The sequence below is a fragment of the Methylosinus sp. is20ea genome (assembly GCF_059718135.1).
In genome coordinates this window covers 3,382,085-3,396,128 of record NZ_AP046088.1, presented here as the reverse complement: position 1 = coordinate 3,396,128, position 14,044 = coordinate 3,382,085, and the positions used below count along the sequence as shown (strand labels likewise).

Here is a 14,044-nt window from a genome sequence, read left to right as displayed (position 1 = left end):
TCTCCCCGAGGACGCCGCATGGATCGCCCGGTGATCGCGCGAAGGATCGACGGCGGGGAGATTGCGCCGGCGCGCGCGCGGCGGCAGAATGCGGCAAGACGGCGGCACCCATTTCGCTGCCGCCGGTTTTTTCGTCGGAGCGTTTTCCATGATCCGTTTGCCCGAAGGCCGCCTCGCCCGCGCGCTCCTGCTCGGCGGCGTCCTCGCCGCCCCCGTCGCGGCGTCGATCCTCGCCGTTTCCCTGGTATCCCCCATGGCCATGGCCCCGCCACAGCCGCCTTTGCCGTCCCCGCCGAATTCATCCGATGCAGACGCCCGCGCCGAGGCGGAGCGATCCGTGGCGCGGGCCGAACGCGAAGCCCGAGCGCGGACCCTGGCGCGTCTCCGCGAAAAAAGCGCGGCGGAGATCACCAAGAATTCACAATACGAGGATAGGGGGCGTTCCCCCGCCTTGGCCCACGAAGCCGCCTTCGAGGACGCCCTTGCGCGCCTGCGGGACGCGGAAAAGCGTCTCGCGCTCGTCGACACGCCGACCGTCGACGAGGCGCTGGGGCGCCTGAAAACCGGAACGGTGGCGTTCGACGTTCCCGCGCGCGGGCGGGCCACCAAGCCGTTCCTGTTCGAGGCGAAGCTGTCGGCGACGTCGCTCGCCGACGATCCCGAGCGGACGGTTCGGGAGGTCGGCAGGACCGAAACCTCCACGCTGAAGATTTCCAAGCGGATGACGGCGACCCTCGTCGGCGGCGGGTTCGACATTTCCCCGTCGGGACCGCAGGAGCAGTGGATTTCGGACCGCGAGCCGACGTCGTGGACATGGACCGTCACGCCGAAGGCCGCCGGCAGGAGCCAGGTGCTCGTCCTCGGCTTCGACGCGATCATCGCCATCGACGGCAAGGACGACCGCCGCACCGTGAACACGTTCAAGCGCGAGATCGACGTCGATGTCGCGTGGCCCGAGACCGTTCCCGAATGGCTGGAACTCATCAAAAAGACCGCCGAGAACGCCTCGTGGATCTGGGCCTCGCTGCTGATCCCGATCGGCGGCGTCGCGTGGGGATGGGCGACCGGCAAGAAATCCGAGAAGGAAAAGCCGGAAACGAAACCATCCGAGAAACCGTCCGACAAGGCGGGGGATTCCGCGCCGGCGCGCGCAGCGAAGACATCCCCGGTCGCCGATCCCGAGCACGTCGACCCTAGCGGTTCGGCGTGAGGCGGCTAGCGGTCAGACGTTCAGCCGATAGCCGTCGACCTCCAGCCGTCGCGTCGGGATGCCAAGGTCGCCGAGCGCGCTGCGGACGCGCTCATATTCGGCCTGCGGCGCGCGCGGCCCGACGATCACGCCGGTGACGCAAGCACGATCGAAGTAGTCGAGGCGCCGCAGCGGCCCCAGCACGCGCCATTCGCGTTCGTAGAGCCAGGCCCGATGCTTGCAGGATAGGATCCGCTTGGCGATGGCCCTCGTCGCGTTGCTCCCGCTGTCGGGCATTCCCGGCTTGGCGTCGGGACCGATCCTCGGCATCCGGTCGTCGTAGTGGACGCGCACAAGGTCGACGGTGTTGGAAAGCCGCCGCAGGAGCGTCGACAGGTCATATTCGACGCAGAGGCCGCGGAACTGGTCGGCGTAGTGCGCCCACATCAGCTCGTTCGTCCCGGTCTCCGACAGCGAGCAGATTCCGACGTCCAGCTTGCCGTAGTAGATCCCGTCGCGGAGCTCTTCGTATCGCGGATGGTCCCGAAACGCGTCGTCCGCTTGGTACAGCCCTTCCATCGGGTCGTTCATGTCGCGAAACGGGCTGCACCAGAGGTAGCCCTCCTCCAGCGCGCACAGTTCCTGTTCCCATTTTCGATCTTCGATCGACCGGTATCTGTAGAGCTTCGCCGGCGTGACCAGTGTGCGGATCTTGGCCACTGTCGTCTTCCTTCATGCTCCGAATCAGGCTCGGCCCGCTCTAGTTGGCTTATATCCCGCAGCATCTCCGGCGCGACCGCAAGGTCAAGAGTGCGCGCATGCGGTACTCGACAGGGCTTCGGTCGCCGGCGGTCGCGGGACATTTCGGGTTCGCATCCGGCGACACGAAGAAGCCCGCCCGGGACTCCCCGCGTGGGCCTCGTCTCCACCCTTCACCCTTCACCCTTCGTCGCTCGCCTCTACTACTCCGGCCCGTTCCGCCGCGCGTCGCCGGCGCGGTCGCGGCCCCTGCGCGCGAGGCTGGACAGCACGCCCGGAGCCTGCGCGGCGAGCTGGCCGACAAATGCCCTGTGGAGACGTCGCATAGGCCGCTTGTGAGAGATTGCCTCCTCCGCCCAAGCTAGCATTCAAATCCACAGCGCTGGAGCGCCTTCCACGATGAGCCATCTTGACTCCCTACTGCACGTCCGTCGCCAGATGCCAGTTGGGCAGGGAGGCTTCCATGTCGGTGTGATAGCAGGCACACGACGGTGGCCGGGTCAGCGTCCAAGCAATGGCCGCTCGCTCTACGTTTATGACTGTGGCGCAGTAGTGAAGAAGCACGTTCTTCGTGAGATAGAAATGCTTCGCAATGCATTTCCCGAGGGAGGCATCGATGTATTGGTGCTATCGCACTTCGATACGGACCACATCTGCGGAACCCCCCACCTTCTCGACCCTGTCGGCGGCTTCACGGTCGACACCATTATGCTGCCATACGTCGATATGGACGAGCGGATCGTCGCGCTGGCTCGAGCTGCTGCACGGCATGACGAAATCGACGATTTCCTGATGGCGATGGTCGGGAATCCCGTCGACGCACTGGCCGACTTTCGACCACGGCGGATCATATTCGTTCGACCGAGCGACGGCGACGGAGATGATGACCCGCTAGACTCCATGCCTGATGTCGATCCATTTGATGGTTTCCGCGGGGAAGGAGCCGAGGCGATCGAATGGATTCTCCAGCGCGCGCGGCAAGATCGACCCGCACGACAAAGGCGTGAGGCGAACGCGGGCACCGAGGTGCTGGTTGTTCAGGACGCGGCTCTGCACACTTCAATTCCTGGGGTGGGGGTAATTTGGAAGTTGCGCCCCTACGTAAAGAGCGCGGATCCGAGGCGTATCGCGGATTTCCGCAATGAAATTGAGAAGCGGTTCAAGTGGGCGTCGGGCTCATTCAAGGATCGCGTCGCAAACGCTGGAGTACGGCAGATGATGGTAACAACTGGCCGTGCCGAGACTTCACAGGCCTACAAGGAAGCGTTCGGCGACAAAAATCTGACTTCGCTTTGCCTCTATTCCGGTCCAGAAGACCACGCAGGCCTCGCCGTCTTAAGCCATGATGGTCGGCATGGCCTGAATAAGATCGGCTGGCTCGGGACGGGTGACGCGCATCTACGCAAGCGCTCAGATGTCGCGGCCATAAGGAAGGAGTATGGGGAGGACATCGACCGGGTTTTAACCTACGTCTTCCCGCACCACGGGTCGATCTGCAATTCAGATCCAGGCAACCTCGTCTGCGACGCGGACGCATGGATCGCCGCAGCCGAGCCCGTCCACAAGTGGAAACATCCCCATTGGAAGCTAAAAGATGCAGTCGTGAAATGTGGGAAGTCATTCCAGCGCGTTGGCTCGAAGCCAAAACAAGCGTTCTTTGAATTGTTCGCCGTTTGGCGGCGGCCCGTGCCCTAAATTCTCGACACACTTTGAACGCAACTATTCCTACCTCGATCAATCCACGTGCAACGCGCCGCGCAAAATCGTCATTTTATTGGCGCTTTGACCTGCCCCCGAAGTTTCATCCAGCGGCGAGTTGAGTCCCGGCGGTAGATACGCCCGCGGGCGTAGGGTGAGCAACAGGCGATCGGCGGAGAAGCCGGAAACGAAGCGGTCACACAGCCGGGGATCAGCCGCGTGCGCCGTGGATGCATCCGCAGACGTCTCGTTTGCTTCGTATCCAGCCCTTCATGTTGAGATGAACACGCGAGGCGGCAGCCTCAAACGTAGCAATTTTTTCACTAACCCGACTCCTGAGCGCAGAACGGAGCGCGGCCGTCGCAATCGTCGCCTAAATGGTCGTTTTTAAAACATATCCATTTCAATATATTATAAGCAGGAGTCGGCGTTATTGAAAAAGTGACCCTGCGGAGTCTGGCTTATTGCAAAAGGAGTCAGGAGGTCGATAAAAAAACACAGCAAAATCAATGGCGAAAAGAGTCGGCGTTCGTGAAAACCGACACATCGCGCAGCGTAAATCGCTGAAAATCAAATGTTAAATGCCGTCGCCCGGCTCTTGCGCCCGCAAGAACTGCATAACATGATGCGGCCGCATCCACCAATTTGTGCGCCGTGTTCCAGAAGAGCAGGCGGTCGATCGATCAAGGCCCATGCGAGGAAGCGCTATATGCCGGTGCGAAAAGAGCTGCTGAAGGGCGGCGTCATGAAGATCGTCGAGAATGCTCGCCAAAAGTGATGGAAAACCTTGTGGGCGGCGGCCGAGGAGAACGCCGATGTCCCCTCGGTCTCGAATATGTTTCCTCGTTCTGGAGCGATCGACTTCGTAACGACCTTTTGATCCATAATCTCGCCAGACGCGACGGCGATCGAGCATTTGATTTTCCGCGATTTGCGAGCACGCACCTCGCCCCTGCCCCCCAGGAGGCCCGCCGCCGAGTGGATCCCTTGATTACAAGGGATATCCGGTGAGGAAGGACGCGAATTGAAGCCAAAGCTGAGCACCGCTCAAACTCGCGAAAAGCAGAAGAGCCGCCACCAGCTGAACGCCGACGACGACCAGGGACGCTCGGGACAAATTTCCGGATTGGTCTTTGAAGCTGGCCGTTCCGGCATAAAGCAAAAGGGAAATCAACAACGAACCATAGGTCACCGCCGGGCCCGCCGGAATGACGAAGCGCAGGGCGCGCGCCGTCGCCGGGGCAATGAAGGTGAAGAAGCTCGCCAGCTGAAATTGGCGATGCCAATCGGGACGACGGATCGCGGCGAAAGCCCCCACCCCGAAAATCGCGACCTCTGCGAGAACCCAGAACGGATAGGCGAGGCCGATCAGAGGCGCGAGGCTCGCGGTTTGGGAATCCGCCGCAGCGACCCGGGCCACTGCGGTCACGATCGACAGTGCGATGACGAGACCGAAAAGGATCGCGCCGATCACGCCGACTGTCCTATGGCGCGTCAGCGCGCCTCTGCTCGCGCTGACATATTGAAAGATGAAGACGGCGAGCCACGCCGTCGTCGTCGCGCCATGCGCGAGCACGAGCAGCGTCAGCGGCTTTCCGGCGCCGAAGATGGGCTTGAGATAGAAGGTCGGCGCGAAGCCGACGAGCAGCAATAGGACTCCGAGCCCGACGAACAAATCCTGCTTCTTGAGACGGATCTTGGACTCGATCGGAAAGCTGTCGACGGCTTCGCTCATGGGGAATGGCCTCTGGCGCGAGAAGGTTCGAATGTCTTGCAGGCCCGCGCTCAATGCGCGAGCGGATCAGGTCTCAGCTGGAAGTTCACGACGAGCGGGCTCGAATAGGCGGCCGGCGTAGAGCCCGGCGCGCCCGGAGGATCGGCGTCGATCGCCTCTATGTGATAAGGCGTGCGATTGCCGGAGGTGACCCAGAGGCCCCTACCCTTCCAGCCGGCCTTCTCATCGTCGATGCGGCCGTCGACGCCCTTGGCGTAGAAGCCGAGCGGATAGGGCACGCGCAGCTCGACGATTCTGCCGCCGACGAGCGCATGTAGGGAGTCCGACTGATTGCCCGTGGCGATCGGCGTATTCGCCCCGAGGCCCAGAATATCGTGCTGATCGACCCAGAGATAATAGGGCGTCTCCGCCGCGCCCGGCGCGCCGGCGAAGCCCGGCCCCGGCAGCGGATAGAAAAGCCAGCCCTCGGGGCATTTCTCGCCTTTCTCGGCGCCCGGTCCGTTGAGCGGCCCCTTGCATTTGCGCCGATCGAAGCTCGCTATGTGTCCGCTGCCGAGCGCCGCCCAGAAGACGCCGTCGCGATCGACATCCGCGCCGCGAACGCCATAGCCGGGCGCCGGAACTTTGTAGACTTCGGCGAGCGCCGTCTCCGGCGGGTTCTTTCCCGGATCGAGACGCACCGCATACCCCGGAAAGGCGAGGCTCGATCCCCATACGGAGCCATCCAGCGGGCTCCAGGAGATAGAATAGTAATTGAGCGGAACGCGCGTGTCCTTTGTGGGATCGTTCGCCTTGCCCGGTTCGTTATAGCCCTCGTCGCGCTTGCCATTGCCATTGGTGTCGACGATGAGCGGCGTCCAGCCCTGCGCCGTAGCGGCGTCGCCGGTCTCGAAGAATTTCTTTGTATTCACCCAGCCGACGACGGCGAGATCGCCGGAGCCGAGCGTGTTGAGCCACAGCGTGTTATTCGCATCCTCTGCGAAATTCAGATGATGCGACGAAAAGCATGTATCGATGAAGGAGAATTGCTTCGTCGCCGGATCATAGATCGTCACCTGACGCTGTCCGCCCGAGAACCCCTCCGGCCGCGCCGAGAGCGGATAGAGCTGCGCGGAACGTAGCGACGACGTCTTATCGCAAAAGGCGGGCGCATTCTTCGGCGCGCGTGTCTGCGCGGCGAAATAGATCTTGCCCGTCTCGTCCAATGTGGGCGTATGCGCGTTGAACTTGCTGTTCCAGATCGCCTCGCTTCCGAAATAGGGCGAAGGATCGACCACCGGATTGCCAAGCACAGACGACGGCGTATCCGCGTCGCGCACTTTGGCGTCGATGAGCCATCTCTTATTCGTCTGCGGATCGATCACCGGAATATCGTCGCTGCCGAGTTCCGTCGCGCCATAGATCGGACCTTTGGCGTTCACGCTCGGCTTGCGTTTGTCGGTAATGGCGAGATCATGCAGATAATGCTTGGGCGAAGCCCATTCGCGCACTGTGACGACGATATTGCGCTCGACCCCGGAAGGACGCGGCGGCGTCTCATGCGGCAGCTCGCCGGCCTTTATGCGATCTGTCCAATCGGCAAAGAGCGCGAGCTGACCGCCGTCGGTCGTATCGAGGCGCGCGATCGTGTTGACCATCGCGGTCCCCGCCTGACCGGAGCGCAGGCGCCGCGTCCAGGCCTCCTGCGCGCTGTCGAAATGGCCGAGCGCCGGCGAGATCGTGCGCGTCGCATAATTGCCGAGCTGGTGGCACGGCCCGCAGCCATTGGTCTTGACCAGATCGAGCCATTGCTCCTGCGATTTGAAATTCTCCGGCACGCCATTGCCGGACGGCCCCGCGCCAGGGAATTTGGCCCTATCCGGCACGCGCAGCAGCGAGAGCCAATAGATCGGAGGATAATATTGCGCCGCCGCCTCGAGGCTCGGCGCGACGGCCGCCTCATGATCGACGAGTCGCCCCGGCTCGGCGGAAATCTTCTTGGAATCGACGAGCCCATAGCCGCGCGTCCACACGCGGTAATGCGCCTTGGGAAGATCGGGAATGACATAACGGCCGAAATCATCGGTCACGACGATCTTGGCGTAGCGCGTGCCGACCTCGGTTGTTTCGGCGATGACCCAGACGCCGGCCTCCGGCCCGAAACGGCTCGTCACCACCCCGCCTATCGCGTGGGCGTCGAACGCGACGCGCGTCTCGGCGCGAGCGTCGAGGAGATGAAAAACCGCGCCGAAAGCCGCGGCGACGGCGAGAAGAGTCGAGAAGCGCATGGCCCATCCGTAAGCAGTCACTCTACTTACTATAGCGATTTATAGCGGCTGTCGAGCGGCGTGTTCAGCGCTCATCAGCCGAAAGCGCGAGGGAATCGAGCGCTTGACCGACAAATTCGGCGAGCGTCTTTTTGCTGCGCGCAGCCGAGACGGAACTCACACCATTCCCGATGGCGCAGCCCGCCAGACCCTGTGCGCATATGGCTCTTCGGCGTGGAACACGATCCACTCGCGCTTTTCGATCGCCGCTCCAGCCGCGCTCGGCTGTCACCCGCAAGCGAGGCTTGCAAAACAATATATTCATAGTAGGATTATATTATCATCGGTCGATTTCGGGCTCGCGGCCTTCCCGATTCGACTTGCTGGCAGAGGGGTGACTGAATGAAAAAGCCTTTGAAGAAAGCATATTTGGCGCTGCTGCTCGGCGCTTCGTGGGCGTCCCTCGCCCTTGCCGCGGACCCGACGCCGACGGAGATAACGCCGCGGGCGGCCACGGGCCGCCCACACTGGGCTTATCAGCCCGTGCGGCGCCCGGGGATTCCGGACGTCGCGCAGAAATCATGGGTGCGATCGCCGATCGACGCCTTCATTCTCGCGAAGATCGAAGCCGGCAAGCTTGCCCCGTCGCCGGACGCCGATCGCGCGGCGCTCATCCGCCGCGCGACTTTGGACGTCTGGGGCCTCATTCCCGAACCCGAGGATGTCGCGGCCTTCGTGAACGACGTCTCGCCGGACGCCTATGAGAAGCTCGTCGACAGATTGCTCGCCTCGCCTCGCTATGGCGAGAGGCAGGCGCGCCGCTGGCTCGATCTCGCCCGCTATGCCGACAGCGCCGGCTTTCAGGGCGACGTGACGCGGCCCAATTTCTTCCGCTATCGCGACTATGTCGTGCAGTCCTTCAACGACGACAAGCCCTATTCGCGCTTCATCCAGGAGCAGATCGCCGCCGACGAAATCGCGCCCGGCGACCAAAAGGCGCTGGTGGCGACCGGCTTCCTCGCGAGCTATACGGATAACCCCAACGCTCGCGATCTGATCGGCCGCAAATATCAGATCACGACCGACATCACGGACACGATCGGCACGGCGATTCTCGGCACGACCGTCGGCTGCGCGCGTTGCCACAATCACAAGTCCGACAAAATCACCCAGAAAGACTATTTCTCGCTCCAGGCCTTTTTCGCCAATACCGCATTCGACGAGAAGATCCCCTCCGCCAAGGGCGATCAGGAAGTCGAATATGAGAAGGCGCTCGCCAAATACGAGACCGCTGCGAAAGACATTCTCGCCAAGCAGAAGGCGATCATCGAGCAGATTCGTGAGAAGGCCTCGACCTATTACAAGGAGCGCTACAATCCCGATGCGCGCGCGTCGATCTTCAAGCCGAAGAGCGAATGGAACGCGCTCGACCGTTGGGTGAATTATCGCGCCGACACGGTCACCGATCAGCCGGTTCTGGCGAATTATCTGCGCGACATCGCCAATGACGCGCAGAGCCCGGATCATACGCCGGAGGCTGTGGCGAAATGGGCGGAATATCAGAAGCTCACCGAAGAGCTGAAGAAATTCGAGAAGCTCAAGCCGACGCGCGGCGCGGACACATTCACCGCGGCGACCGAGCTCGGTCACTCCGATGCGCCGCCGACCTATGTGTTCTTCGGCGGCAATCACGAACGTCCGCTCGACGAAGTGCAGCCGGCTTTCCCGGAGGCTTTCGCCAATGGCGAGGTTCCGACCATCGTCCCGACCGCGACGTCATCCGGCCGCCGCACCGCGCTCGCGAATTGGCTGGCGAGCCCGACCAATCCGCTGACCGCGCGAGTCTTCGTGAACCGCGTCTGGAACGAATATTTCGGCAAGGGCGTCGTCGGCACCGTGAGCGATTTCGGCAAGGCCGGCGACAAGCCGACCAATCCGGAGCTGCTCGATTATCTCGCCGATGATTTCGTCCAGGGCGGCTGGAGCATCAAGAAGCTGCATCGGCAAATTCTCCTGTCGAGCGTCTATCGGCAGTCTTCGGCGCATCGCGAGGATGTCGCCGCCGCCGATCCGGAAAACAAGCTGCTCGCCGTCTTCCCGCGCAAGCGCCTAGACGCCGAGCAGATTCGCGACTCCTTCCTGCTCGCGTCTGGACGTCTCGAAAAAGCGATCGGCGGCCCCGCCGTCTTCCCGCCCCTGCCCCCCAATCTCAATGTCGGCCCGGCTTGGGAGGCCTCGAGCGATCCGCATGAGATCAACCGCCGCAGCCTCTATATTTTCGCGCGGCGCAGCGTTCCCTACCCGCTGCTCGAGACTTTCGATCTCAACAATCCGCAGCAGGCGCATAGCAAGCGCGACGTCACGACGACGCCCTTGCAGGCGCTCACTCTCGTCAACAATGAACTCGTCTTCCAATGGTCGCAGGCGTTGGCCGGCCGCGTGATCCACGAAGCGGGGGTCGACGAGAATGCGCGCATCGATCGTCTGTATCAGATTTTGTTCGCACGCAGCCCCGACGACTATGAGAGATCGGTCCTGAAAAAGTTTCTCGACGAGCATGAGAAACTGATCGCGAGCCGAGCGACAGACGGCAAATTCTCGATCGCGGTCCCGACCGGCAAGGATTTGACGGCGACGGACCCGATTCGCGCATCGGCCTTCGTCGACCTCGTGCACACCGTCGCCAATTCCAACGAGTTCATCTACCGCTTCTGAGAAAATCGCATCTGTCGCGAGGAAAGGACTGTCATCATGAGCAAGACGCGTCGAGAATGGCTTTTCAACGCAGGATTTGGCCTCGGCGGAGTGGCGCTGAACGGCTTCATGCCGGGCGGCGGCGTATTTTCGGTTCCGCTCGCGCAAGCGGCGGCGACCTTAGTCGATCCGCTCGCCAAGAAGGAACCGCATTTCGCGCCGAAGGTGAAATCGGTCATATGGCTGCATATGGACGGCGCGCCGAGCACGCTCGATCTCTATGATTATAAGCCAGAGCTCGTGCGTCTCGCCGGCCAGGAGGTTCCCGAGTCGTTTCTCAAAGGTCTCCAGGTCACGACCTCGGGCGGCGCCGGCAAGCTCTTCGCCTCCAAGCGCACATGGAAGCAATATGGCCAGAGCGGCGCTTGGTTCTCCGACCTTCTGCCCAATCTCGCCGAACACGCCGACAAGATCACTTTCATCAAATCGAGCGTCACTGTCGGCGCGACGCATGACATATCGATCCTCAAGCTCAATACCGGCGATTTGACGCCCGGCCGTCCGTCGCTCGGCTCGTGGATCACTTATGCGCTGGGTTCGGCCAATCCGGATCTGCCGCCCTATGTCGTGCTCTACAGCGGCAAGCGCGAGCCACGCGGCGGCTCCGTGAATTGGAGCTCCGGCTTCCTGCCGGCGATCTATCAGGGCGCCGCCTTCCGTCCCGGCGCGTCGCCGATTCTCAATCTCGACAAGCCGGAACTCATCGCAGCCGCTCAGCAGCGCGACAATCTCGATCTGCTGCGCAAGCTCAACGAGCACAAATCCGGCGAGCAGCCGTCGGACACCGAGCTGCAAGCGCGCACGCGTTCTTATGAGCTCGCCTATCGTATGGAATCTTCGGCTCCCGAAGCCGTCGATCTCTCCAAAGAGACGGCAGCCACCAAGGCGCTCTATGGTCTCGACAATGATGCAACCAAGGACTACGGCACCGTGCTGCTGCGCGCGCGCCGTCTGGTGGAGCGCGGCGTGCGCTTCATTCAGGTCGTCTCTGGTCCGGTCGACGGCATCAATGACGACAATAAGAATTGGGACGCGCATCGGAAGCTCGAGGAGAACCACGGCGCCAATACGCGCGCGATCGACAAGCCGATCGCCGGCCTTCTCGCCGATCTCGCAGCGCGCGGATTGCTGGACGAGACGCTCGTCGTGTGGACGTCGGAGTTCGGCCGCACCTCTTACGGCCAGAGCGGCGACGGCCGTGATCATAATCCCTGGGGCTACACGCAATGGCTCGCCGGCGGCGGTCTCAAGCATGGCCTCACTTATGGCGCGACCGACGAGATCGGCCTCAAGACGGTCGAAAATCCAGTCGACACCTATGATCTTCACGCCACCGTGCTTCAGCTGCTCGGCCTCGATCATTTGAAAACGGTCTATCTGCGCGCAGGCCGCGCCGAGCGTCCGACAGTCGTCTACGGCAAGTCCGTCGTAGATATTCTCGCCTGAGAAAGCCAAAATCGAGGCGCCTGTCCGAAGTCGAATCGGCGCCTCGAAACTTTTCGGAACGCCGGCGGCCCGCGATGCGGCCGGCGGCGTTTTGCTTATGCGATCATTGCGCCCGGATTTTGCGGATCGGCATGAGCGCCCATCCTGGTTCGGGGAGAGCGACAAGCCGGTTTGGATTTATCAATATTCGTTGCGGGAAGAAATTCCAGCGGAGTTGCTAATGGCGATGTCCGCCTCTGCCCGCGCCGCCGAGGCCCACGCTTCTGTTCACGTGTCTCCGCCGTCTTTTTTTCGTCTTTGCGATTTCCTCGGGCGTCGAAATTCTCACCCGCTTCTGCTTCTGACCGTTCGGCGCTGCAGGTCGAGCGGCGCTCCGCTTCGAATTCGGCTCGGCCCATGGATCGGGAGCCGGCTTCCGCTGCTTGCGAAGAATAGGCGCCGTCGGTGACATCGGCCGCGCGGGCTTTTCTGACATATGACTTGCGCAGGAAATGTGCGGCCGACGAGCGATGGGATCGCCGCGTTTTTTGCCACGCGGCAGGAGGACGGCGACGTCGCGCGTCTTCTCGAAGGATCGAATCGAGAGACTTGTCGGCGATGATGTCGGCGAGCCCTGTCATCGCAGTGCTTCCGACAGCAGGACCAAGGCCATGCCCTCGCCCATAAATCGGACAATGCAGTAGCGGTCGCTGGCGCGCCAGCGACCGCTACTGCGACCGGCTCGTTATCCCGGCAGCGGATGACGATCTCGCCCGCACGTGAGCCGAGCGAGAATCGTCAGGCTGAATCCACTCCGTTCACACTTGTCTTTTCGGCAGCGAATTCGCCGTCAACGCGCCGCCGTCTTGGTCTTGGCGGCCTTCACCTCGGCGTAGAGCCATTTGACGAAACGCTCGGAGGTCTGTTCCGCCTGCGGCACTTTGGCGTCGAATTCGGCCGTCGGCTTGGCCGCGATCGTTTCCTCCAGCGTCTTGCCCTGATCGATGAGCGCCGCCACCTTGTCGCGCACCGCGACGATCAGATCACGCTGGGCGATGAGCGCATTGCGGTCGACGATCGCGCCATGGCCGGGAACGACCTTGGTGTTGGGGCCCGCGCGGCCGATGGTGGCGCCGAGGCCGTCGATGATGCCGGCGAGTGTGCCGCCATTGTTGAGATCGACGACCGGATAGCCCGTGCTGCGAAAATAGTCGCCGACCGCGAGAATGTCGTGCTCGGGGAAATAGACCAGCGTATCGCCATCCGTATGCGCGTTGCGGATCGGGATGAGGCGCACATGCTCGCCATTGAGATGGATGGTGACCTGATTGTCATAGGTCACGACCGGCAGCGCCTGTGCGGCGGCGGGCTTGCCGGGCGCTCCATCCGGCGCGGGATTGGGATTGAGCAGACGCGCGCGCAGCTGATCGCGCGCGAAGATCAGCGCGCCGAGCTTGGCGAGATTCTCATTGCCGCCGACATGGTCGCCATGCACATGGGTGTTGACGAGGAAACGGATCGGCTTGTCGGAGATCTTTTTGATCGCCTCGACGATCTTGTCGGTGAGCGGCGCGAATTGGGAGTCGACGAGCAGGACGCCCTCCGGGCCGCTCAGCACGCTGATCGCGCCGCCCTGACCTTCCAGCACATGAAAATTATCGGCGAGCGGCGTCGTTTTGATCTCGACCTTGCTGAAATCGGGGCGCTGCTGCGCCAGGGTCGCGAAAGCGAAAACGCTCGCCGCGAGGACGAGAGATGTGCGGGCGATCTTGCGCATGGCGGCTCCATTAGCTCACTAATATACTAGTAAGATAGATATATATCGGCGAACATAGCGCGGGCAAGCGGCTTTTTGCTGGGGTGGATTTTTCTCGCGGCGGAGATTGCGGGAGAAAGAAGGAGCGTCGACGCAGATCGATTGGACGAATGTCGTCCCCGCGAGCGCGACGCTGGGCGGAGCGGCGGTCGGACTCGCAGCGGGCCTCGCGATTTTCTCTTGCTGGGACGCATAGCGGGCGTGAGCGGGATCGTCGCCGGCTTGTGGCCGCCGAAAGCGGGCGATGTCTCCTAGCGGATCGCATTCATCCTCGGGCCGTCGCCGCCGCGCTTCTGCGCGTCTTCGGCGCGGCGCCGACGCCGGTCTTCGACATAGGCCCTGGCGCGACGATGCTCGCCGGATTGCTGGTCGGCTTTGGCGCGCGCCTCGGAGGCGGCGGCACCAGCGGGCATGGCGTTTGC

General features: G+C 62.4%; 11 protein-coding genes. 5 read left to right on the top strand and 6 right to left on the bottom strand.

From position 1 onward, the window contains the following. Positions 1 to 88 precede the first annotated feature (88 nt). Positions 89 to 1,210, top strand: a complete 1,122-nt coding sequence (locus AC6IY7_RS15865; protein ID WP_497780376.1) for a hypothetical protein — start codon at positions 89 to 91, stop codon at positions 1,208 to 1,210. Positions 1,211 to 1,222: 12 nt separating this feature from the next. Here the strand turns inward: AC6IY7_RS15865 and AC6IY7_RS15860 are convergent, their stop codons facing one another. Continuing rightward, positions 1,223 to 1,909, bottom strand: coding sequence for a DUF2971 domain-containing protein (locus AC6IY7_RS15860; protein ID WP_497780375.1), 687 nt, complete (start codon positions 1,907 to 1,909; stop codon positions 1,223 to 1,225). 591 nt (positions 1,910 to 2,500) lie between these two features. Between AC6IY7_RS15860 and AC6IY7_RS15855 the strand changes: the two genes are divergently transcribed. Further along, positions 2,501 to 3,643, top strand: coding sequence for a hypothetical protein (locus AC6IY7_RS15855; protein ID WP_497780374.1), 1,143 nt, complete (start codon positions 2,501 to 2,503; stop codon positions 3,641 to 3,643). A 994-nt stretch (positions 3,644 to 4,637) separates the two neighbouring features. Here AC6IY7_RS15855 and AC6IY7_RS15850 read toward each other — a convergent pair. Together AC6IY7_RS15850 and AC6IY7_RS15845 are read right to left on the bottom strand one after the other, a co-directional pair. Further along, positions 4,638 to 5,381 carry a hypothetical protein gene (locus tag AC6IY7_RS15850; protein WP_497780373.1) on the bottom strand — a complete coding sequence of 248 codons (744 nt, stop codon included), beginning with the start codon at positions 5,379 to 5,381 and terminating at the stop codon, positions 4,638 to 4,640. Between the two features lie 50 nt (positions 5,382 to 5,431). After that, complete coding sequence (locus AC6IY7_RS15845; RefSeq protein WP_497780372.1) at positions 5,432 to 7,648, bottom strand: carboxypeptidase-like regulatory domain-containing protein; 2,217 nt, start codon at positions 7,646 to 7,648, stop codon at positions 5,432 to 5,434. A gap of 103 nt (positions 7,649 to 7,751) precedes the next feature. On the opposite strand from AC6IY7_RS15845, the gene AC6IY7_RS15840 reads away from it, so the two are divergent. The 3 genes from AC6IY7_RS15840 to AC6IY7_RS15830 are packed head-to-tail and all read left to right on the top strand — an operon-like array spanning position 7,752 to position 11,827. Further along, a complete protein-coding gene (locus tag AC6IY7_RS15840) occupies positions 7,752 to 8,033 on the top strand; it encodes a hypothetical protein (protein WP_497780371.1) in 282 nt (93 codons plus the stop codon). Further along, positions 8,030 to 10,342, top strand: a complete 2,313-nt coding sequence (locus AC6IY7_RS15835) for a DUF1549 and DUF1553 domain-containing protein (protein WP_497780370.1) — start codon at positions 8,030 to 8,032, stop codon at positions 10,340 to 10,342. The genes AC6IY7_RS15840 and AC6IY7_RS15835 overlap by 4 nt, the downstream gene beginning before the upstream one ends. Before the next feature lie 36 nt (positions 10,343 to 10,378). Next, complete coding sequence (locus AC6IY7_RS15830; protein WP_497780369.1) at positions 10,379 to 11,827, top strand: DUF1501 domain-containing protein; 1,449 nt, start codon at positions 10,379 to 10,381, stop codon at positions 11,825 to 11,827. Between the two features lie 95 nt (positions 11,828 to 11,922). Here AC6IY7_RS15830 and AC6IY7_RS15825 read toward each other — a convergent pair whose 3' ends face one another. The 3 genes from AC6IY7_RS15825 to AC6IY7_RS15815 form a co-directional block, all read right to left on the bottom strand. Next, a complete protein-coding gene (locus AC6IY7_RS15825; RefSeq protein WP_497780368.1) occupies positions 11,923 to 12,447 on the bottom strand; it encodes a hypothetical protein in 525 nt (174 codons plus the stop codon). A gap of 209 nt (positions 12,448 to 12,656) precedes the next feature. Beyond that, a complete protein-coding gene (locus AC6IY7_RS15820) occupies positions 12,657 to 13,583 on the bottom strand; it encodes an MBL fold metallo-hydrolase (RefSeq protein WP_497780367.1) in 927 nt (308 codons plus the stop codon). A 290-nt stretch (positions 13,584 to 13,873) separates the two neighbouring features. Next, complete coding sequence (locus AC6IY7_RS15815) at positions 13,874 to 14,035, bottom strand: hypothetical protein (RefSeq protein WP_497780366.1); 162 nt, start codon at positions 14,033 to 14,035, stop codon at positions 13,874 to 13,876. Positions 14,036 to 14,044: the final 9 nt, after the last annotated feature.

Excerpts from the sequence above, each read along its gene's own strand:
- AC6IY7_RS15865 (WP_497780376.1), top strand. The coding sequence starts at position 89 with ATGCGGCAAGACGGCGGCACCCATTTCGCTGCCGCCGGTTTTTTCGTC.
- AC6IY7_RS15850 (WP_497780373.1), bottom strand. The coding sequence starts at position 5,381 with ATGAGCGAAGCCGTCGACAGCTTTCCGATCGAGTCCAAGATCCGTCTC.
- AC6IY7_RS15845 (WP_497780372.1), bottom strand. The coding sequence starts at position 7,648 with ATGCGCTTCTCGACTCTTCTCGCCGTCGCCGCGGCTTTCGGCGCGGTT.
- AC6IY7_RS15835 (WP_497780370.1), top strand. The coding sequence starts at position 8,030 with ATGAAAAAGCCTTTGAAGAAAGCATATTTGGCGCTGCTGCTCGGCGCT.
- AC6IY7_RS15830 (WP_497780369.1), top strand. The coding sequence starts at position 10,379 with ATGAGCAAGACGCGTCGAGAATGGCTTTTCAACGCAGGATTTGGCCTC.
- AC6IY7_RS15825 (WP_497780368.1), bottom strand. The coding sequence starts at position 12,447 with ATGACAGGGCTCGCCGACATCATCGCCGACAAGTCTCTCGATTCGATC.
- AC6IY7_RS15820 (WP_497780367.1), bottom strand. The coding sequence starts at position 13,583 with ATGCGCAAGATCGCCCGCACATCTCTCGTCCTCGCGGCGAGCGTTTTC.
- AC6IY7_RS15815 (WP_497780366.1), bottom strand. The coding sequence starts at position 14,035 with ATGCCCGCTGGTGCCGCCGCCTCCGAGGCGCGCGCCAAAGCCGACCAG.